Raw genomic sequence first — 22,189 nt, 5'->3', positions numbered from 1 at the left:
ATAATAAATCATCCATGGCAATTGTGCAATGCGGGTGGATCTTGAGCTGGAAACTCAGGCAGGAAAGACTCAGTTCGACCCGCAGGTGGTCGAACAGCTGGCCGTGGGCAGGGCCGCCACTGAATCCAGATGGTCGTGATGGATGAAATCCGAACCTGGCCAGCATGGCTCACCGCAGCATGTGGCACACCTGCTACTCAGCTCGAACCCACGGAATGGAAGACCCACCAGAATGCCCATCCAGGACCGCGGTGCAAGGATGCACAGTTGCGGAACGGTGATCCCTCAGGGAGCATCCGTGCCGGCGGCGATGGACAAAGAGCTCGGGGGGCTGGTCCGTGCGACACGGAAGCCAGTATCAGCCAGACGCACGGCGGGGCGACTGGCCATGCGCTCGCTCACACGGCATGCTTCGGGAATCAGATCGAATGCGCCCCCTTTCCGCAGTTTTTCCACACCAGTGCTTGGACCGCGGGGGTCAATCCAGTTTGCTGACAACAGGTAGTACTCGGGGTGATACCAGTCCTGTACCCATTCCCAGACGTTACCCAGCAGATGCTGCGCACCCTGGGCGTTCTGCGCCCAATGGTCGCTTCCGTACAGGTCGATACCGGTGGTCCCGTCTTCCACGCTGTAGAGGTTGACTTCGGCCAGAGCACAGAACTCCTCCACTTCATTGAGCACGGAACCTGGCCCACGCACCGCGTACTCGAATTCCGCCTCTGTGGGAAGTCGATAGCCCTGGCTATCCGGCAGGGGTTTTCCTTCTTGTGTGTAGGCAGGTTCCAGCCCGGCAATCTGGCTGAGCCAATTGCAATAGCTCACCGCATCGTACCAGCTCACATTGACCACGGCTGCGCGGGGCCAGCGCTTCATGGCATCCTGATTGCCCGCCAGTTCCGGATCGGGCGGCAATGGATGCCCCGTGCTTTCGCAGAAAATCTGGTACTCCTCATTGCTCACTTCCCGTTCTCCCAGTTCGAACGACGTGATCCGTACCTGGCGAGCCGGCCCTTCGTCAGGTAGAACACCCGGACCATTCGCACCCCGCCATCCAATACCCCCGGTGATCAGCAACATCCTCTGATCGGGGATGGGCACGCTGTAGTGCAGTGTGCGAGTCACGGCGGAGAGTCGTGTTCCCGAGAGACTGGACATCCGATACCACAATTCCAGACCGGGGGTTACCAAAGAATCCACCCAGATGCTGTCTTCCCGGGCAACCACCGCCAACTCACGGAATTCCGTTTCATCGCCACTGCATCTCTCGATCCGGTATCCGGACAGAACATCCAGTCGGGAAGGCAGGCGCCAGAGCAGTTGCACACGTGACAGATCCAGCAAGCGAGCACCCAGAATGCGCGGCGTTTCCAGAGTACTTTGCGGCGAGACGAGAAATTCTTCCGAAACCAGCCGGTTGACCTCATTGTAGCTGATCAGTCTGTATACGGACCCCTTGCCATCTGCGTCCAGGGTGTCGGTGAACACAGGCTGCGTCAGATCGCGCAGTTCCTGCACCGTTCGCCAGCAATCCAGCTCCTTGCGTTCCAGGATCACACCCGTGACCCGTTTCGGCTGGTCCGGCACCATGGCATAGTGGATGTCGACTCGACCACCGGGAAACTGGTCATCCACGCCAGCGTAGCGCGGTCTGGGAAACTCGGTACGCACATCCGCCGAAACCGCTGGCACACCGCGTCTGCCGTCCACCACAGGGCTCAAGCGCCAACGCACACGTTGTGTCGAGAGCAGACCTTCCACCTGCCAGCTGCTGTCCGTTCCAGTCGGACTGGCGAGCAGCCGGAACCCGGCATGTGCATCCGCGGCCAGACCCGTGGCTGGATCCAGAGTAGTGCGCAGTTCCTCCAGCTCGTAGTGATCCACATCGTTGCGGGCCTGCCAGCACAACTGAACTCGCTGGTCATCCAGAACCACCACCTGTAGGGAGTCCAGGCGTGGCAAACTTACCGCGGCACTCACCATTTCTGAAAGTGTACGCTGGCCCTGCCCCACATGGATCAGACGATATTCATAGTCCGTTTCCAGACTCAGATCCGTGTCCGCAAGGCAGTGCGAACCATCAGGAATCATGAGAGTCTGGAATGCACCACTTCCTGCAATCCGGCGTTCCAGTCGGAAGCCTTCCGGCATCGCCGTCGGATCCCAGCAGACTTCGAGTGCCAGACGGGCCGGAACAGGTGACACGGTCAGCCCGGCTTCGACGGTCTTTTCCAGCGTGGGTTGAATGGCGGCCTGGATACGGGCCAGATCCTGCAGATACGGTGGCAGGTGCAGTGGGACATCCCGTTCGACCTGATCCTGCCAGTCGCCCAGATGACCCAGTGCACGAGTGGCCGTTCGCACACGGATGCGTCGGGTGGCCGGTGGCAGCAGCAGTTGCTGGGTCTGCCCGGACAGCAGCGCCACCTGAATCTCCCGATTCTGAGGTTGCAGTTGAATCAGGGCCAGTCCCGTACCGGAACTGGGCAGTTCGTTTGACTGCAGACTCAATTCGATGCCATCGTCGCTGTCCTGGCAGGACAGGATCACGGCCGGTGCGGGCCACTGTGGTACAAAGACAACTTCTGGTCCGAAACGACAGGCGATGCCATCAACGGGCGCGGCGAGGCGAAAATGCAGATCGTTGCTGAACCGCAGGTCGTCCAACTCAAGTTCATTTCCTGGAACCAGTCGCCCTGCTGTATGAAAGTCGAGGGTTCCGTCTCTTCGCACCTGAACCAGAGCGGGCTCCCTGAGTGGCCCTTTGGGAGCCAGAACCACCGCGCTGCCCGAAAGGCGGACTGTGAGCGCAGGCAACTGGCTATCGGGAGGATCAGGTATGGCTGCCTGAGCCAGCGAGTGCTGCCCCAGACTGTCCGGACTGGTCATGAGACTGTCCGAAAGGAGACGCTCCTGTTCTGCATTTGGGGATTCCGCGGCAGAACGGACATCCGGGGTGCCGACCGCCAGCAACAATATGAGCACCCACTGGACAAAGGCAGGACACCTGGTGGAGCGACCACTCACCGTGCTACCCGGAAGCCGATCATCGCGAAACCTTCTCCAGCCGGTCGTCGCACAGTCACGGCAGAGCGCAGCAGGATTTCCGGGTCGGCCCAGCAGCCACCCTTGACCGATGCCCAGCCTGAATCTGCGGACACCTCGGAGATCCACTCCGCCAGATTGCCCGCCAGATTGACGTGCCCGAACGGCCCGGGCCCCACCAGGGTATCGGCAGGCCAGGTATAGAGCACACCCAGGCGTTGGGTTTCCTGGCAATTGGCCTGGCTGCCACCCGATGGTTTAGGTCCCCAGGGATACCAGCGTGTGGCCCCGTTCTCCTCCTCCGCACGACCACGCGCAGCCGCCTCCCACTCCTTGGCGGTGGGCAGGCGACCGCCGACCCAGCCAGCGTACTCACGTGCCGCATGCCAACTGACGTGATGCACGGGATATCGTTGACGCCCCTGGACGCAGACGTACCCATCCGGCAGTTCCAGAATTTCCATTCGGCGATCGAAGCGGTTGCCGTGACCGGCATTAAGGAAACGGCAGAACTCGTCGTTGCTGACTTCGTTGCGCTCCAGTGTGAATGCGCCCAGCGTGACCAGGGAATCACTGTCGGGCAGCAGTCCACCAGCCGAATCTGCTGAACCCAGCGCATAGCGCCCCGAGGGTACGGGCAAGGCCTGTGCCTGTGTCACGGAACAGTGGACCCAGAATCCGAGCAGCGGACACAGACAGCGCATCAGGCGGTTCATCGTGTATCCTTCCCGATTTCGTGGGACGGGTTCTGCGCAAGAATCTCATCGGTGCGCCGGGCACTTTCCGGCAGCAACCAGCGCACAGTGCGGAATCCCAGGGTGGACAACCGGGCTCCAGGATCCTGGGCCGTGACCAGACTGCTCAACTCTGCTTCCGTATTGTTGTAGCTGCCCCCGAAGACCAACCGGGAATCCCGGCCCGCCGGGTCGAAATACGCGCTGCGGCCCGGACTTCCGCTGGCCGGAGCATGACCGAAACCATTCTCGCACCATTCCCAGACATTGCCGGTGACATTCTGCGGGCCGTCCGCGGAACTGCTCTCCCGATGCGGAATGGGTGTCTGGGGCACATCTTCGCTTGCCCAATGGGGCGGGTCACGCTGCAGATCCGCAAGCCAGTACATTTCGCGGACAGTGGGAAGTCGCCAACCCACGGACTCCATGTCGAGGCCGTCAGCGTTGTATGCAGGCGGCAATCCATCCTGGCCACTGAGCCAGTTGCAGTATGCGCGGGCGTCGGCATCGTCCACATTGACCAAGGGGTAACTCCGGAAGAACTGCAGATAATTGCGCATCCGCGGAAAGTTCTGCTCGGGTGGTACGGGCCAGCCGGTGAGTGCGCAATAATCCATGTATTCACCGCAACCGGTCTCGGCCAGGGTGTACACCAGGGCATGCCCGCCATTGAAGCCGTTCAGGAACAGCAGTCCCAGCGGTCGGACGACCGTGTGCTTGCGCATGCCATCCAGGTGTCCCGTCCGTTCGCCCGCTCGCCAACTCCACGCGTAGGTGGTTTCCGGCTGCAGATCACCATCCACGACCCAGGCCTTCAAGCCATCCAGGTAGAGCCACAGACTGTCCCCCAGGTTTGAGACACGCAGCAATTCCACACCATCAGTCGCCTGCAGTTCATGACCGTACAACACCACACTGTGATCGTCCAGCTCCAGCACTTCCAGGGCCCACAGTGGCACGGCCCCCAGCAGCAGTCCGGCAAGCAGCCAGGAACAGCTTCGTCGGTGATCCATCACTCCTGCTCCTCGAAGGAGAGACGGCGCCCCGGCCCCTTGCTGGTGAAGATCGAATCGGTCTGGGTCTGCACGATGTACAGCAAGTCCACCATCACCGTATCCGGCACCCAGACCGTATCCTGTGACTGGGCCAGCAGCAGATCCAGTCTTCTGCCACCGCTACCCGTTGGTTGCAGGCATCCCCCTTCGGGGGGTATGATGTCGGCAGGGTTGACCTTCCAGGTCTGGACTGCATAGCCATCCGCATTCAGGGTCACGTGAAAGCCGATCTCGGCACCATCGTAGGACTGCTGCAGCGCGGTCAGCATGCGCAGTCTGAGGCAGGAATCCTCCAGATCCGAGTCCTCATCACTCTCGTACTGGGCGAACCCTTCGCTGGACAGGGGAAAGCGTTCCACCTGCAAAGGTGTGGGATCGGCCCAGCTCTCCATCAGGCGCTTCAGATCGTTTGACAGATGAGTCACGAGCACCTGCAGTCCCTGGGGACGTACCACGAAGATGTCGTTCACGGTATAACCGTCATTCATGGTGTCCACATATTCGATGTGGGTGACCTTACTGCGATCCACCTCGGCCAGATCGAACTTGAATTCGTCCAGGAACTTCTGGACCATCTGAGGTTCCCGCAGGGTAATGTGTCTGTGCAGCACATAATCCGCCTCGATGGACTCCTGGGCGTGTGCGGACATCCCCACAAGCAGCAGAATGGGCAGAATCAGTCTCATGGAGTGGTCTCCTGTGTGCCGGTGACAGCAGAGCGGGCCTCGGCAGCACGCCTGTGATACTGTGATGCGGCCAGGTCCTGCTGGGGCATGCGCTCGAATTGCAGGGCGATCAGGTCATAGACCCGGGCCAGAAAATCGGTTGGATACTGGCGTGCCACAATGGGTGGCAGCTCGTCCTGCAGGTCCTCACAAGCGGTCAGGACCTGGAAGGCAGCATCAAGGACCATTTCCGGTGGGCCGCTTTCCAGAACCCGCGCTCGCAGATATTGTGCGCGTGCCTCAAGCTGTGGCGAGCGCGAAGCCGCCCGCTCAAACAGGTTCAGTACACGCCCGGGATCCTGATCCGCCTGCAACAGCTCCAGCCCCAGGGACATCAGCGCGTCCCCTTCCATTTCGGCCGCAGTACTTCCTGCTGGCGCAGGTGCAGAGCGCTCCTGAAGATCCTGCAACACCAGCACATCCCGGAATTGCCCCATACTCCACACGGAACGTGTGAGCAACTCCAGGGTCTGGTCCCAGGCCTGTGCGGTAGGGCAATCGCACAGCAGATCTTCAAGATCCCGGCGCAACTGCTGGTGCTGTTCAGCCGCCGCCCCGCCCTGTATGGTGAGGGCATTGTATCGCGTGATCAGGGTCTGATAGCGTTCCAGCAATTCCTGCCCGCCCCATATTCTGTCCCGGTCAAGCTGCTGATGGGCACTGCTCAGATTTTCGAGCTGAAGACCTTCCTGCTTGATGGTCCGCACGAGGTGAGTCAGGTACGCAGGATCCTCGAATCCGGGCCACTGCTCGCTCATTCCCTGCTTCAACAACTCGAGCTGGTGTCCGTATGCCGCGCGACGAATCCCCGGTGTGGCACTGCGAGAAAGCATGAAATCGCAGAACACATACACCTCGACCGGCGTGGACACGACCCCGGACAGACTGCTCAGAGCACTTTTCGCACCAGTTCCATCCCGCTGGAGCAGGCAGAACCAGGCCCGCTCCATCGCATCCTGTGCCAGACCGGGGGCATCCCCTGCCTGGCGACGGACCGCAACAAGGGCGGCAGTGACATAATCCAGCACACGTGAGACATCAGGAACGGGATGGGCCAGGTAGATCGCCGCCATCTTCCGGCAACGTACCTTGTAGCATTCCATGATGTCCTGATACTGGGGGTGGCTTGCGATCTGCGCCTTCTTCGTCAGCTCGAAACCACATTCGGGCAATTCGGTGTAGGCCAGGTTGATGGCGGATACGGCGCTTGAAGCGCTGCTGATTCCTTCATCCTTTCTGCCGGAAAGCAGGGCTGAACCGGCTCGCCAGGCTGCGAATTGCGGGGTCGGGCTCTCAGTCCGCCAGGGGCGTTCCTCAGCCGTCAGGTCTTCCTTCGATTCTTCGGGACGGGCACAGAGATCCACCGGCTCACAGGCCAGCTCCCTGATGTACCACTCCAGCGTAGGCGTCCGGCCGTCCCACACCGGAAGGCCCACCCTGCCTTCTGACGCGACGTCCAGGGCGGGTGTATACTGCGTTTCCGGGCTGGACATATCGGCGGGCCGGAGTAATTCCACTGCCTCATCGGCCACCCTGGCATCGGTCTCGATCGTGTCCGCCACACCCACGCTGGCGGCCACAGGCAAGACTTCTTGACCAACTGGTTCCATGGCTGAAATGGCTTCGGGTGCCGTGACCCGAATCGAATCCACAGCAGTGTTCACCACGATCCCGGCATCCGCAACCTGCCGATGATATGGGCTGGCGCAGGATCCCAGGATCACGGCCAGCAATCCCATGGCCAAGTGGGGATACATCGTGGTCCGCATCACGAGTCAGATTCCCTGGTGGCCAGTGCGTGGTAGTGTTCGGCCTGATCCAGTCGTCCGGCCAGGCGATGGATTCGCATCAGGGAAATGTAGGTCTGGCGGCGCAGGGTACGACGCTCCTCTGGCTGCACCGGCAAGCCCCAGCCATTCTGCCCGATCATGGCTTCCAGTCGTTCCAGCCGGGCCAGTGCTTCATCGGGGTGATTGGCCTGAGTCATCACAGCACTGGCCAGCAGGGCCAGTCCCGTCCGGGGATTGGGCACCCGGCACAGTTCATCGTACAGTTCAAGCGCGTCTTCGGACTGACCACTGCCATCCAGGATGCTGGCATAGTCAAAGAGTGCATCTCCGAAGCGAGTCAGACGTTCAACGGCCACCGTGTCCAGTGGCTGCCCCGCATTGTCCAGCAACGGTGCCAGGTCCACCATCCGCCGGAACAGACGAATGCCCGCAACCGGTTGCTCCAACCTGTAGGCCGTGACCCAGGCCAGGTCGTAGGTCACACGCTGTGCCTCCGACCCGCTGCGCACCCCTTCGAGTGAACGCGTGTACAACTCGGCAGCAAGTACATAATCCAGGCGGCTTTCCGCCTCCCTTGCCGCCTGCCAGTCCAGGCGGGATTGTGGTGTCCCGCCCCACTGCAGGCTCTGGCGCCATCCCGACACTTCTTCCTGGGTCAGATCGGTGTAGGGGGCAAGGCGCTCCAGTGTGGCCAGTGCATTGTCAACCAGACCTGCTTCCTGTTCACACGCGAATTGCTCCCAGAGAATGGCACGGTAATTGTCCCGGTATACATCCCCGGGTGCGCCCGCTGCCGACTTGGGGATGCCCTGAAAGCCAGGTGGCCGCCGTACTCCCCTGTCGTTGGTGAACAGGGAAACCGAATGAAGGAACTCATCTTCGGCTTGGTACAGCCATGGCAGCGCTTCCCGCGGACGTCCCTGAGCGTGCAGCACCCGAGCCAGCTGAAAACGAGCCGTATAGGACTGCGCATTGCGCCGGATGGCATGCTGAAACAATGCCAGGCACTGGTCCAGCACATCAGCAGAGCGGTAGACACGGCTCAGCCGTGCGTATCCAAGCACCAATTGATCCAGCACATCCAGATCCCAGGGATTGTTGCGCCAGGACTCCAGCAATCCCAGTAGCGCTGGTTCCAGCTCCTTGCCACAGTGCTGCTGGACCTGAGCCCGCGCCGATTCCGTTGCAGTGGCCCAGCCCTGGCTCACGGCCACCTGTCTCAGGGAATCCTGTGTCCGGATCTGGTCCTGACTGCTTCGACTCTCCCGGGATTCCGTGGCATCCCAGGCCAGCATCCAGCCATAAGGTCCCGCATCCAGACGGTTCAGTTGTTCCATGGCTGTGCTGCGCAAGGTGTCGGCCAGCAGGCGTTGGCGCGCGCTGACCAGCCGGGTACTGTCCGCCCGGGCCAGCAGTGTCTGCAGATGGGCAAGGTCCAGACACAGTGGCTCCTCACTTGCGGCCCGGGCAAACCGCAGGCCGGACAGCAGCAGTATCACCAGGACCAACCTGAGTGGGTGGATGTGCCGCCCTGCACTCATCGTTGCCCCTCGGCAATCCACCAGTTCTCGATCATCGCCTTTGTCTCGAGGGCTGTTCCACCTGTACCGGAATTGTCTTTCAGCCCACAATACCAAGTACCATTTGTGTTGATCTGGATATTTCCACTACGATAACCAGACAGTTCCATCTGCTCACCGCCGGAGACGAGCCTGAGTCGGGACAACCTCGCAATTTGCTTGCCCTGAACGTGTACATTGTAGTCTTTGACTGCCAGCACGGAGACACTGTGTGTGAGTTGGTTGGCGCAGAAGAACAGAGCCCAGCGCACACCCTCGTGCATCACCTCACCCTGATACAGACAGTCACCGTTGTGCCAGTCTAGTTCGGCGGCGAGGCGTTCGTCCAGATGCATGGTGGGATCATTGCGATCGCAGATTCCCCTGCTCAGCCCGCTCAATGTGTGTCCGATTCTGGTCCCGTCGTTCTTGCTCTTCTTTATGTGGCTACCACTGCGCGTGACATCGGTGTCCGTGTCTGAACCATGCCCTGTGCCATTGTCATCACTTTCGATGAGGGCTCCCTGGGTGGAACTGCTTTTGCCAATCGCGACCACGGTTGCAGCATCTGACTTGACTGTGCGGTCTGGGTTGGCATCGTCGATCTGAGTGGCTGTCTCACTTGTGGGGGAAGATGCAATCTGCACAGTTCTCGCAGCTGTCGGCTGGTCCGGCTCATCAACCACGGAAGGAAGATCCGGCAGAGGAATGGATTCGATTTGCTCCTCCACCGCTTCTTCCTCCTGTGCCGTATCAATGGGCGGCGGTGGTGGAACCACGTGTTCAGTCACAAACGGGATCCAATCTTCCGGTTTGGGCGCGACCAGATCCTTGATCTCAGGGAACTGAACAAGTACCGCCACCAGCAGCATCAACAGCACGGCACACAGTGTCAGGGTCACGGCCAGTGTACGGATCTGGGCCTCGCTGAGACGGGCCAATCGGCTTTGCCCGGGGCGGGGTCCGGTGGAAGCGTCCTTCGTCATCATTGCGACTCCACACTGAAATCAAAGCCGATCCGCGGCGGAATGGGCTCTTCACCAAGCTTCGGTTGCGGGCTGGCAGCATACATTTCGTAGCGCGCGCAAAGGTCCACCATGCGGAACAGGTCCGTGGTACGTGCCCGGTCCTTTGGTTGGAATTTGACCAGAAACTGCTGATCCCCCACTGTGTGGATGCGATAGTCCAGGGTCCGATCGAAGAGCTGGGGATCGTTGAAGTATACGGCCCACAGACCTTCCAGACTGTACTCGCCCGAAAAGCCGGATGGGTCCAGACCGATGGCTCCCGCCAGATCCGGACGATCCGGATTCTTCACGGCCAGCTTGTAGAGGAAGCGGTCGTTCTCGCCAAAGACCGTCAGGGTCAGAGCCAGAATCCTGCTGTTGTCCGACACCTTGCCATCGCCGAGGGTGGGCATGTCCGTTTCCGCATTCACATCAAAACGCGCGATCATCAGGTAGCCGAAAAGCAGAATGAACAACACATCGATGAGGCGCACGACCATCGAACCACCGGGTCCGTTGGAATCCATCAGTTGGTCCCTTTCTCCCGTTGTTTCACGGTCAGCAGTCCGCAGGCGATCTCAGCCTGCCGACAGATGTCCACCAGCAGCTTGATGTCCTCGCAGCGGGCCAGACTGTCGGCCCAGATACGCACCTGGGGTTCCATGCTGGCCTGCTGACCGGTCTGCTCACGGTTGTGTTGCAGGATCGCTTCCTTCTCCGCGAGGATTTCCTCCAGCATCTTCTCACGATCCGCACGGCCGTATACTTCGCGTCCGAATTTGAAAAGAAAGCTGGAGTTCTCGCCCAGACCCACCATGATGAATCCCCGTGCATCCTCGGGCATGGGCAGCATGTTGCTGGTCTGCACCAGGCGTACCTCGAACTGGTCGTTGATGGAGGTGATCATCATGACGGCAAAGAGCACGATCAGGACGACGTCGATCAGTCGCAGCATGGATTACTCCCGTGTTCCCAGTGCATCATAGACCAGAATCTTCAGATCCGCAGCGCGGGAGAGATTGCGCTGTGCACGCTTTTCCCGGGCCATGTTCACACTGGCCGCCGCCGCATCCAGAACCAGGGAGAACACCAGACCGACGAAGGTGGTGGCCAGGGCAACACCCATGCCCTTGAGCGCGGTACTTTTGTCCCAGTTGGCCCCGTTGAACGTGCTTGTGAGTCCGTGCACCGTTCCCATCAGACCCAGGGCTCCACACGCACCGCTGAGATAGGTCATCCAGCGACTGAAATTGCGCATGCGCTCCTCCTCCTGGCTGCGGTAGCTGGAGACCAGATCATCCACGCGCTCGGGCTGATTGTGATCCACGGCCTTGGCGATGGTGACGATCATCACAGCGAAGAGATTGTCCCGCAGTGTGCGGGCCCGTTCCACCAGCTCTGCCAGGTGGCCGCTGCTGGCCTGGACCTTGTCAAGAAGTTCCTGCTCAACAGCCGCCTGGCGCAGATTGAGCAAGTACTTGTAGAACGCGGCCAGCAGCCCGAAGACGAACACAAAACCCAAAGGATACTGGAAAATCTGGCAGTCGGTCCAGTATTTGATGATGACCGAAGTCGTACCCTCCGTATCACCGGCGCCATCCGTCACCACTTCCGCTGCCATCGAGACCAGGTTCAGCACTCCCACACCCGCCGCAGTCAGCAGCCAGCGAACCGGGAAACGGTCCATGCTCGTCGCTTTCATCGTTCGACTCCTTGATTGGGGTTGACAGACTCTTCAGCGGGCGGATCCTGCAAGCCCAGGAAGAAGGTCTTCGATTCCACGTTTCGTTTGTATTCGGGTGCTTTGCTCTTGATCTCGATGCGCTTGCTGCACTTGAGAAGGTCAACCTGCAGATACTGGGGTCTTGTGAGACGGCGCTCGCCACCATCCTCGTAATTCATGCTTACCGTGTAGTCCCCCGGTGCCAGGTACTCTCCGCTGGCCAGCCGCCAGTCCCAGTCCACATGTTCCGGCGGCAGACCATGACCGACCCAGCTCTTCACCGTGGATCCCAGTGCGTCCTCCACGGTCACCTGCCAGTTGCCCGCAAAATCTTCCATGTGGATCGGAACAATCCAGAGCCTGTACTCACGATGGTTCAGATGGTAGCGCCGCTCGGATCGCAGGCGTTCCACGATACTTTCCAGATCCCCAATGGGCACGCGCCCCCGCGGATCCAGCAGGTAACGCATTTCAAGTCCACCCATGGGGCTTTCCATCACGTCGCGCAGCACCAGCGCCTGGTCCAGCGCATCCCCAGTGAGGGCCACCACACCCACCTTGGTGCGCTGACGGTCCATTTCGATGCGGGACGTCTGCATTTCGGTGTAATACCGCGAGGAGAATCCCCACTGATCCGGCAGTTCCATGCCCGGTTGGCGCTGGGTGAGTGACAGACTGGCCACGCTGTCGGGCAGGGCGGTGCCCGTGTGCACCATGTTGCCCTGTGCATCCGCGGGGATCAGGGCCCAGATGGGCAGGGTCGTCTGCTTCAGACGTCGCAGTTCGTCAAAGTCGATTTCACGGCTGACTTCGGTCTGCACCACGGACAATTCGGAAATGGGCGAAAGAATGAAAAACTCCCGTTTGTCCTCCACGACATGATCCTGCAGGGGACGAATCGGCAGCAGACCATGAACCGGTACCGAGCCGCCCGGGATCACGGACAATTCACTGAGCCACACGAGATCCCAGACCAGGGCCAGGGTCGTGGAACCGAATGAAAAGTCCGACAGCTCCCGGGGAGCGGGCTCGTAGCGCACCGTGCTCTGCAGATTGTCGGAAACCATCACCCCACCCCCGAGGGAGGGTGAACGGTCCTGGAACCCTCCACTGAGGTATCCCTGGCTGCCCAGTTGAAGATTCAAACCGATGCCAATGGTCATGTCCTTGCCGAAAAGACCGGGGTTGGCCAGCCAGGTGTTGCGATTGCTCAATTGCAGAAAAGGGTTGATCGCTCCCAGTTCCAGACTCAATCCAAGACTGTATCTCAGGGGCAGACGGCTGGTCTGACTGCCCAGGGCCACATTGGGGCGATTGATGTCTTCCAGTCCCAGGCCAAGCACAAGATCATTCCAGCGGTAACGGGCTCCTGCATTGACCACCGCGACCAGTTTTGACGGGCTGCTCAACAGCGGATCATTACTCTGCAGCTCGTCCCCGGAAAATCCCGAATAACTTATGTGATGCAGACCCAGGGAAAGTCCAAGATCAAGATCACGTCTCACGGTTGTCGAATATCCCACCAGCAGTCGATTGCGCTGGTACTGTCCTGTGCTGAACATTTCCACACCCAGCATTGCTCCCGTGGGCAGGAATCCCGGGGAGGCATAGCTGAGAAAGAGCGTGCGCAATCCGAACGCCGAACCCGTCGCGCCCATCTGATGGCTTTTCATGCCCACCACGAACTGTTCGCTGCCGATGGCCAGGGCCGGGTTGCCAAGAACCGACCCCGGTGAACTGCGATGGGTCGGGTCCGCGGTAACGTATGCGCCCTGGGCATGGGCCATGTCGCACAGAGCCAGCAACCCGGCGATGAATAGGATGGGGCATTTCATTTGATCAGCACCAACTGACCGCGATACTTCACCTCGCTGCCGATCCAGACCGCGTAGAGATAGGGCCCGGGAAGCAGTTCTCCGTTGTCGGGTCCCCGGCCATCCCAACAGACACGCGGCTGTGAATCGTCCGGACGGGCGCGATGGACTTCCACCCCCGAAAGGGAATACACACCGACTTTCATTCGCGAAAGATCATACCCACGCTGGAACACGAAGCAGATCTCGTCGTTGATTCCGTCACCATTGGGTGTCACCACGTTGCGATTGAGCTCAAATGGCTGCACGTCGGTGTCATTGCTCAGACACAGCAGTGAGTCCTGGAAGACGATCCACTCGTGCTGCAGGTTGATGGGCCGCAGCAGATCCAGACAGGCCTGGGCCTGGCCCATGCCAATGAAATCGTACAGGGCGGTTCCCGTCAGCACCGTATCCTGCAGCCAGGTCAACCCTGCGCCACCGATCCATTCCCGGTCCGGGTTGCTGACGCTGGAACCACCTGTCAAGTGCAGAGAATCGTGTATCCGCACCAGCACGGGTGCGGCCACGGGCCCACCGGTGATTTCAACACCAAAGGGCAGCTCGAACTGGCGTTCCCAGGGTTCCCCTCTGAACTCGTCGCCATTGGTGCCCGGCGGTGTGCCCAGGAACAGACGCAGGCTCACATCGCAGGGCAGCACATCCAGCGGGATGGGCAACACCAGCACTTCGCCCTGTTCGTCTTCAAGATGCAGCATGAACTGGCCGGTCCAGGCATCCAGTGTGCGGGGAACGCCGTCCACCGTGGTCAGATTCAGACAAAGCTCAAAATCATCCAGTTGCCAGGAAGGAATGTCCAGTGTATCCCGCGGAGCACTGCAGTCTTCCGCGAGGGCCAGACTCAGCCGATAGGGACCAGCGGGACTGTCGATGAAAGCACGCAGGGAGCGACAGTTCCAGCCCTGCACCTGCACCGTGAAGTTCTGGGGTTGTGCATCACATCCGGGATCCTGCAGACTGGGATTCGCGGGAATCGCCTCCGCATGGGGCACTGCCGCCACGTGCTGCGCATGAAGATCGATGGTCAGCGGTTCACCGAACACACTCCAGTGGTTGCGGGGATGATTGGACCAGATGTTCAGTGTGGCAGACTGGTCGAAGTCGCGGCTGACGGGTGCCGTGAAGCCCATGTCGACGGCAAGCCCTTCCATGGGTACGGGGAGCGCATCCAGTCGCCACACCTGTGATGCGGTCCGTCTCCCGCCTTTGTGTACAGCAGCGGCCAGTGGCGCAAGCCCATATTCAAAATGAAACGGCCCCCCCGTTGGCAACTCCAGCCAGACGTTCAGGGGAACATCCCGGAGACCGTGCTCGAGTGCCAGTGGCGCATGCAATACTGGTTGACATGCCCAGGAAAAATCCAGATTGTCCGGAATCAGCAGTTCCGGAAATTCGCACACACGGCGCAGCGGCACACTGAATGTCAGTGTGTTCACCTGTGTGTCCCAGATGGACTTCCAGTCCAGCTCCAGTGCCAGATTGCCCAGAAGCAATGGTTCTTCGGGAGGATTGATCCGCCAATCGGGCCAGAAACCCACCAGTTGGTTTTCCAGGTCGATCTGCACCGTGCTTCCTGGATCCAGTGTATCCGCGGGGAGTGCCAGCAGCCGTTGCCAGAGTCCCAGACCTTCATACTCCAGTTCTCCGGGAAACTCGTCGGCGAACAGTGTTGTGTCTCCCCATTGTGTGGCAGGAAAATCGGTACCGCCGCGTTTCAACCGCCAGCCAGTTATTTCAAGGGGAACGCCGGTATCTGTGGTCGGCTGCAGTCTCAACTGGAGCGTTTCCAGACCCCGCTCCGGTTCCCTGTCCGGGCCGGGTTGACCGTCCAGATCACCGCAAAGATCCAGTGGGCCAGGTGTGGCCAGCACGGGTTCTTCCACGATGCAGGCCCGCTCGAATTGCAACGGCCACTCCAGTCCCGTCAAAGGACCACTGCAGGCCTGGGGCCAGTCCGTCAGCTGCTGCTGCTGGACCGCCAGATCCGCACCCGGATACAGTTGCAGGGATAGTGGCCACACACCACTGTCGCCCGCCGGCAGCCATTCGGGCAGTGCGGTCCAGTCCGCCAACACTTCCCAGTCTCCAGGGATTCCAGGCCAGTCGTGATCGGCCGCCCGGATCCTGAACGCCTGGCCCGCCAGGGGATCCCCTTCATTCGTGAGGGACAGACTGCCCTGTGCCGTGCTGAATCCATCCCAGGGTGGACACATGGCCACGGTTTCAACGAGGCCGCCGGAAAGTGTCAGGTTGGACGTCAGACAGGACAGGGTGAAAGGGAGCACAAGCAGCGTATCACGCGGACCATCGCATGCTTGCCAATCCAGCTGCAGATTCAGTGCACCATCCAGTGGATCCAGGCAATCCCCGGTCAGTGGATCCAGCAGCAAGCGCACCCCGCACTGAGCAGACCCATTGCCGTCCACGTCGACGGGCGGTGATATCGTCTCAACGGAGCCACTGAAACCTGTGGCGATCACGGATCCTGCAATCTGCAGTTCAGTCACCGGCGCCGCAGTGTTCTGCAGTGAAAGCTGCAGGTCCAGTCCTGCGGCCTGGTCGCTGAATCGGAAGGGACAGAAGGACACCGTGGCGACGGGTGAATCTTCCAGGGCGAAGCTTCCCGTGAGCGAGGACCCGCTGCCGTAACTCTCACCCCTGATCTGGCGTGTGAAACTGGCAAGAATCGTTCCTGGGTCCCAGTCACCGAATACCTGTATGTCCAGGGTGGCGTGATGCTCACCAGCAAGACCGATCTCGGGGCAATGGATCAGACTCAGTTCAGCCAGCCCACCGGTTCCGTCGACAGTTGACTGCAGCGACACCAGACTGAACTGGTCCCTGTCCGGACCGGAAAGACTGGCGCTCCACGTCAATTGGCCTTCGGCACAGGCGGTTGCCAGTCCGAAATCCAGAACACGTTGCGCCCAGGGGGCACCGATCGGGCTGCCTTCAGGACGATCCGGACACAATGGCGTGAAGAACAGACTATCCCCTGCGGCAGGCAGATCTTCGGTCACGGCTGGCAACTCACCGGCAGCGTCAATCCAGATCTGCAGCGGACCCGGTGCCACGGAGAAACCATCCGCGGCCTCAAGCACAATGGTCAGATAGCCCGACACATGAGGTGCCTGTACACCGAACTGAGGGCGGAATGCCACCTGCAGATTGTCACCGAACACACCGGCGGGTACCAGTGCATCCAGAAGTGTGACGCACACTTCCGGCTGCAGCGCGGCATCCAGGGTCCAGGACAGAATCTGCAGGTCGATCGCGCAGGTGTTCTGAAGTCGTACCGTGTCCATCGCCGCAGGTACTGCGGCATCACAGACATTCAGTGCCACGGAACGCAGCGCACAGATCTGCAGGGTCAGTGAATCCATCTCCGCCACGGCCTGGCCGTCGCAGCCCACACTGGCTTCCATCCGGACTCGCATCGGCTCGTCGGACAGATACTGATCGGTGTCGTAGCGCGGCTCCGGTATCACCAGTTCCAGGGAATCGGAGAGGGTGGTGCCGGTACAGGCACAGGTCCAGCACCCCACCAATGCCAGATGCAGGGAGTCGTCCAGTTGCACGGTGCGAGCCCCCCCGTCGGCAAATGGCTGCCAGAGTTCTCCATCCGGGTGAACCCACAAAGCCAGATTGTCCGTGTCGCCGAGCGTGGCATCGGACAGCGTGAAAGCCCGTGTGGACTGCGCGGAAGGGTTGAGCAGCGTCAGGGGCCAGAACAATCCACCATTCTCGTCAAGGACGTCGCAAGTGCGAGGTCCCTGATAACACAGCTCGCCCAGATCCCAGATCTGGGTGCCGGGAAACCACACCTCCGCCGGTCCAAGCAATACGACTGGATAGGTCAGATCACAGCGGGAGAATGCGGCCAGATCACGCTCCAGCAGCACCTGGCCCGGACACGCCGGGCCACCCGACAGTGTCAGCGTGGCCGTGTGCCACTCACCCAGTGGATTGGTGGTCCCAGGCAGATAATCCAGCACCAGGTCGAAATCGCTGTAGGCATCTATCCGCAAGGGAGAGCCGACGGAGACGGGCGGCAACACGAATCGCTGTGGGTCCTGACCGTCAATCGCGAACATGGAGAGGCCGGGTTCCGAGGACCAGTCCGTGATCTGCATGGACCAGGGACTGTTGTTGTAGAACGTGAAGCAGGTGGAGATGGGAGTGTCGCAGGCGGCGTTGCTCTCGTCATTGAACTGGACCTGGGGAGGGACGGTTCCCGGAACACCACCGCAAGCCGGATCCGAATAGTCCGTGCGGTCCCGGACATCCAGACAGGTCAGGTTCGGGTCACAGACATAACAGACGTCCACGTCCCAGGTGAACACGTCCGGTACCCATTCATCGCCGGGCTGCCACTGTCCATCTCCATCCGGATCCACGCCACACGAGCGGTTGTGTGCCACGATCACCACCCGGGTAGTGCCGCACGGAAAGTCCGGATCCTCTTCGGGCTGCACCAACAACGAGAGGCTGACGATCCCGCCCACAAGATCGATGGGGGAATTCAGGGGCTGCCAGACTCCGCCAGCACCCCGTTCCTGAAAGCAGAAGGCATTCCGCCAGGGTGCGGGTCGCAACTCGCCGGTACTCTCATCCCGCAAAGCCATACTCAGGGAATCGCAGACATAGTGCGAGCGGAAAGGTGCCGCCTGGACCTCCCACGAGCTACGATGTGTACCGGTCGGATCACAGGCCGGCCAGGTTTCACCGATCTGGTCATAGCAGGGTACCAGCGGGAGAACGGTGCCCGGGTCATGATCAAAGGCAAGCACCGGGCAGTCGCAGAAATTGCTGGCCTGCAGCAACAGTCTGTTGGCTGGATCCGACCAATAGGCCATATTCCACTCCGTGCCACATTCCTCGAATTCCGCTCGCAGGTAGAAGCCATCCTCGAACAGGTAGCTGGCAGGGGCACCGGGTCCGGGACAGAACCACAGACTGAAATCCCGTGCCTCATTCGCTTCAAGGTGCAAGGGCAGTGTCAGGTCCGTCCCGGTGCAGAATGGAATCAGACCTTCACGGTTTCCGTCCTGCTCCACCACAAGGCCCGTAAGCACAACCGGCAGTTCGCTGGTGTTGACCAGCTGGAAGTTTCTACCGACACAGCCTTCCGCCTCCGGGTCCACGGGGCAGCCATCCTGAACCGGATCGAAGGTGTTTCCCGCGCAGACCGTCTCCCAGTCGAACTGATTCACTGCCACCGGACCTGAACCATCCGGCAGATAGTTCCAGGCCAGCGCCAGCGCACTGGCCGAACCGGTGAGAATGCGTCTTTCCATCCAGTAACAGTCACTGGCACCCTGAGGAACATGCCAGCGGCATTCCAGTTGTGTCGCATGCGGCCGTGCTTCCTGGGTGCTGAAATCCAGTACTACGTGCAAGGTGTCCCCGTGCGACATCGGCAGCGGTGCACCGGACCAGGGCTGACCGTTCACTGTGACGACATCGAAACTGGCTACATCGGGAAAATCCGGATCCCCGCCTGCCGTGATTTCCAGTGCGTCGATGATCACGGATACTCCCGGGGCTTCGTCCGGGTCCAGATACAGGTCCACTTCGATGCTCGACGTGTCCCCCAGGCAGATGTCGGGAAAGATGTACCCCGGTGCATCTCCGCCACCATGCAGTTGCCAGCGCAGCAGTGTTGGAAGGTTCCAGCGTCCGCCATCGATCAGATAGTGAAACTCCCAGGTGTTTGTCAGTGTTTCCTCATGGATCACAAGCGCATCCTGGTCCCCATCCAGATCAAAATCGGCCACGCTGAGAACCGCCCCCGCAGATAGCGGATCCTCGAGGATGGTGGGAAACGAAATGGGCTGCTCCACGGCGTTGTAAACATCGTCCACAACCTCAAGGATCTGCCCCTCGGCTGGATTCGCCGGGTTGACGTCACGCAGGTAGAGCAGTCCCGGATTCCCGCCCTGTCCCAGTATGGAGGCCAGTTTGCGACTGCCCGCGCCGCCAAGGAATTCTTCCGTGGGCATTGGATACAGGCCCGTAGGATTTCCATCCCATTCAAGGAAGCGGTGGAATGGGCCGGGCAATTCTCGGTAGAAAAGATCCGGCCCCCCCGCGCCTCTGGTGTCAGGCAGCAACTCGAACTGGTAAGCCAGGCGCTCATCGTTGGCAGCGGCTTCAATCTGGAATCCCACCCCTGTGTTGACCAGACCGTTGCCATCCCAGCGGAAGAACTGGCCGAAGGCTGGCGAACGGGAGGCCGGCTGCTGCAGATGGCCCACGAGGATCTCCAGCTTGCCGTCCGCGCCGGGATTGCCGAATTCGTCCATCACGTCCATCACGGCAAAGGAAGTCAGGTAGTACGTGTGACTGTAGCTGGCACCGGCTGGCGCGGGTATCTGGAAAGGTGCATTGAAGTTGCCTGTACCCGGATGGATCTGCAGGGTGGATTCACGCAGAATGATCGCATCGGGAAGCCCGTCTCCCGTTACATCCGCGATGTCGGCCATTTTCAGGATGCCATCGCCGGGCGTGAGGAAATCCAGATTGTTGACGGATGGCGCGGTAAACTCCACCGGATTTCCAATTCCCGTGGTCAAATTGTGCAGGTAGTAGGCTTCGTTGAGATTGTAACGGTGAAAGAGCAACAGGTCCGGGAAGCCATCATTGTCTATGTCACCGTCGATGATGTAATAGAGCCGCCCTCTGCTGTTGACATCGCTGATGCCATCAAGGGTCTGGGACCAGTTGAGCAGTCGTCCCGAATTGACGTCCGACGGGCAGTAGGAGGACGTGTAGAAGTGGATCTGGGTTCCGGCCAGCAGCACCAGATCTGGAAGGTGATCGTTGTTCAGATCCACGGTGTGGGACATGGTCAGGCTCTGCGAAAGAGCTGGCTGCACATCGACCATGTCGGCCAGGGAAGCTGAGTCGTGAAAACCGCCCCCCCCGGACTGGAACTTCCACTGGAACGACCCCGAATAGGTTCCGCCGGCTTCCGTGATGCCCGGCAGAATTTCCACCGTGATCCAGTCACCCGGCTGGACATTCCGGATCAGGTCCGCCGGATCCGCCGACAGAAGCAGGTCTGTCCCCTGCATGGCTATCTGGTAGAAATCTGTCAGATCGCCGCTGAGCACTCCCCGGACACGAAAGTCCGAATCCATATTGGTCACGTCCCAGCCAGGCGTGCCCGCGACACGCATCGAATTCATCTCAGTGAGAGGATCAATGTGCGCTGCATGGAACCCGGGCGTCGGTACCTGACAGAACACTTCAAGGGCATTCAGCAACAGACAGCACGGACTCAGGAACATGGAGCCCCCGGAGATTTCGGTTCGGTGCAGGAGTTCAATTGTTCGATCCTTCGGGCGGCCCTGTCAGACGGCCCAGACTGTCCGCCGGCATGGCCTGCTTGTCGTGCATCAAAGTGGGATCAAGGCTTTCCGGCATTTGCGACAGCGGCTTTGCATCGGGGACGGCGGTTACGGCAGTCAGGGGCCGTGCACGTGCAGCGGCGCATTCCCGTACCGCATCGTAGAAAGGCTGTTCAAGTTCCCGTAGCAGTCGGTCCACGTCCTGGTCACTGATGGTTGTACTGCCAAGGTCAGACACATCGAATTCAAGCAGCTGCTCACCAAAGTGCCGGGCATAATCATCTTCGCGCCCCAGATGGAGCGCGAGTACACGGTAATAGGAACGGATCTGCAGAAAATCCGGCATCAGCTGCAGCACACGGTCAAAGTTCTTCTGGGCTTCCAGGAAGTCGTAACTGTTGAAGAGGCACTGCGCAAGCCGGTACCAGGCAAGTGGATTCGTACTGTCTACGGTCACCACCTTGTCGAAATAATGGGCCGCCGTTGTCCAGTCTCGCTGATTGAAATAGTATACTCCCACCGCCATGCTGAATTCCAACCTATCCGAAAAGAGTCCCTCCGCCAACTGAATGGCAGCGACCACCTCAACGTGTTGCTGCAGCACCTCGAACAGGGTGATGCGTGCCAGATGGTAGCGGAGTTCGCGGGGGTGACGCAACAACTGCGACTGGACCAGTTCCAATGCTTCATTCCACATCCGGTCTCTGGTGAAGCACAAAACCAGTCGATCAGACCAGCGGTCCGCATCCCCCTGCCCACTGTCGAGCAGTTGTCTGTAGCAGCTTCGTGCCTCCTCGTCTCTGCGCAGGGAATCCAGCACGAATGCCTTCAGCTCCAGATAGTCCAGTCGTCCTGCGCCAAGTGGATCCACGACGGGAAAACGTTCCGCCGACTCTTCCAGTGCGTTCCTGGCCACCAGGCTGTCCAGTTCATGGTGTTCAAATCCCCAGGCGACCTCCTGTCGGTTTGTGATGAGTGCATCGTATTCACTGCTGAGCTCTTGACAGCGCTGAAATGCTGCCAGCATCTCCGCGTACGCACGCAGATTCCGGTTGGCATCCCCCTGCAGAAAACACAGTTCGGCTCCCGGTTCCGGATGCTCTGCGACCATACGGGTCACACCCGGGTAGTCCTGCCGTGCCCAGGCCTCGTACACATTGCGATACCCACGACTCAGGCAGCCCTGGAAGAGGCCTGGGAACACGAGCGCGCACACAGAAACGATGGACAACTGCTTGCAGGTGTGTCGCATCTGAAATGTTCCTGCCCACAGGATGGCACAGGCGGTCCGAGCCTTGATCACGACGTGTCTCATTCCTTGCATG

The 22,189-nt window shown here is 60.1% G+C and carries 13 protein-coding genes; all 13 read right to left on the bottom strand.

What is annotated here, in order from left to right; translation table 11 throughout:
• Positions 1-285: 285 nt before the first annotated feature.
• The 13 genes from H6678_06265 to H6678_06205 all read right to left on the bottom strand — a co-directional run bounded on the left by H6678_06265 (position 286) and on the right by H6678_06205 (position 22,116).
• Entirely contained in the window at positions 286-2,889 is a 2,604-nt protein-coding gene (locus tag H6678_06265) for an SUMF1/EgtB/PvdO family nonheme iron enzyme (GenBank protein MCB9473397.1), read from the bottom strand.
• Positions 2,890-3,023: 134 nt separating this feature from the next.
• Entirely contained in the window at positions 3,024-3,761 is a 738-nt protein-coding gene (locus H6678_06260; protein ID MCB9473396.1) for a formylglycine-generating enzyme family protein, read from the bottom strand.
• A complete protein-coding gene (locus H6678_06255; GenBank protein MCB9473395.1) occupies positions 3,758-4,792 on the bottom strand; it encodes an SUMF1/EgtB/PvdO family nonheme iron enzyme in 1,035 nt (344 codons plus the stop codon). Before H6678_06255 ends, H6678_06260 begins: the two co-directional genes overlap by 4 nt.
• Positions 4,792-5,520: a hypothetical protein gene (locus tag H6678_06250; protein ID MCB9473394.1), complete on the bottom strand. Its 729-nt coding sequence runs from the start codon at positions 5,518-5,520 to the stop codon at positions 4,792-4,794. Before H6678_06250 ends, H6678_06255 begins: the two co-directional genes overlap by 1 nt.
• The gene (locus H6678_06245; GenBank protein MCB9473393.1) at positions 5,517-7,139 is read right to left on the bottom strand and encodes a hypothetical protein; all 1,623 of its coding nucleotides are present in this window, start codon (positions 7,137-7,139) and stop codon (positions 5,517-5,519) included. The genes H6678_06250 and H6678_06245 overlap by 4 nt, the downstream gene beginning before the upstream one ends.
• Before the next feature lie 188 nt (positions 7,140-7,327).
• Positions 7,328-8,848, bottom strand: a complete 1,521-nt coding sequence (locus H6678_06240) for a hypothetical protein (GenBank protein ID MCB9473392.1) — start codon at positions 8,846-8,848, stop codon at positions 7,328-7,330.
• Positions 8,849-8,886: 38 nt separating this feature from the next.
• Positions 8,887-9,897, bottom strand: coding sequence for a hypothetical protein (locus H6678_06235; protein MCB9473391.1), 1,011 nt, complete (start codon positions 9,895-9,897; stop codon positions 8,887-8,889).
• On the bottom strand, positions 9,894-10,442 hold the full coding sequence (locus H6678_06230; protein MCB9473390.1) for a hypothetical protein: 549 nt from the start codon (positions 10,440-10,442) through the stop codon (positions 9,894-9,896). Before H6678_06230 ends, H6678_06235 begins: the two co-directional genes overlap by 4 nt.
• Complete coding sequence (locus tag H6678_06225; GenBank protein MCB9473389.1) at positions 10,442-10,870, bottom strand: hypothetical protein; 429 nt, start codon at positions 10,868-10,870, stop codon at positions 10,442-10,444. Before H6678_06225 ends, H6678_06230 begins: the two co-directional genes overlap by 1 nt.
• Before the next feature lie 3 nt (positions 10,871-10,873).
• A complete protein-coding gene (locus H6678_06220; GenBank protein MCB9473388.1) occupies positions 10,874-11,617 on the bottom strand; it encodes a MotA/TolQ/ExbB proton channel family protein in 744 nt (247 codons plus the stop codon).
• Positions 11,614-13,473, bottom strand: coding sequence for a hypothetical protein (locus H6678_06215; protein MCB9473387.1), 1,860 nt, complete (start codon positions 13,471-13,473; stop codon positions 11,614-11,616). Before H6678_06215 ends, H6678_06220 begins: the two co-directional genes overlap by 4 nt.
• On the bottom strand, positions 13,470-20,702 hold the full coding sequence (locus H6678_06210) for a gliding motility-associated C-terminal domain-containing protein (GenBank protein ID MCB9473386.1): 7,233 nt from the start codon (positions 20,700-20,702) through the stop codon (positions 13,470-13,472). The genes H6678_06215 and H6678_06210 overlap by 4 nt, the downstream gene beginning before the upstream one ends.
• A 136-nt stretch (positions 20,703-20,838) precedes the next feature.
• Positions 20,839-22,116, bottom strand: a complete 1,278-nt coding sequence (locus tag H6678_06205; protein ID MCB9473385.1) for a tetratricopeptide repeat protein — start codon at positions 22,114-22,116, stop codon at positions 20,839-20,841.
• Between the last annotated feature and the right edge of the window lie 73 nt (positions 22,117-22,189).

Source organism: Candidatus Delongbacteria bacterium, assembly GCA_020634015.1.
Taxonomy (GTDB): domain Bacteria; phylum CAIWAD01; class CAIWAD01; order CAIWAD01; family CAIWAD01; genus JACKCN01.
Note: the sequence above shows the minus strand (reverse complement) of the source record. Positions and strands in the feature narration are given on the sequence as shown.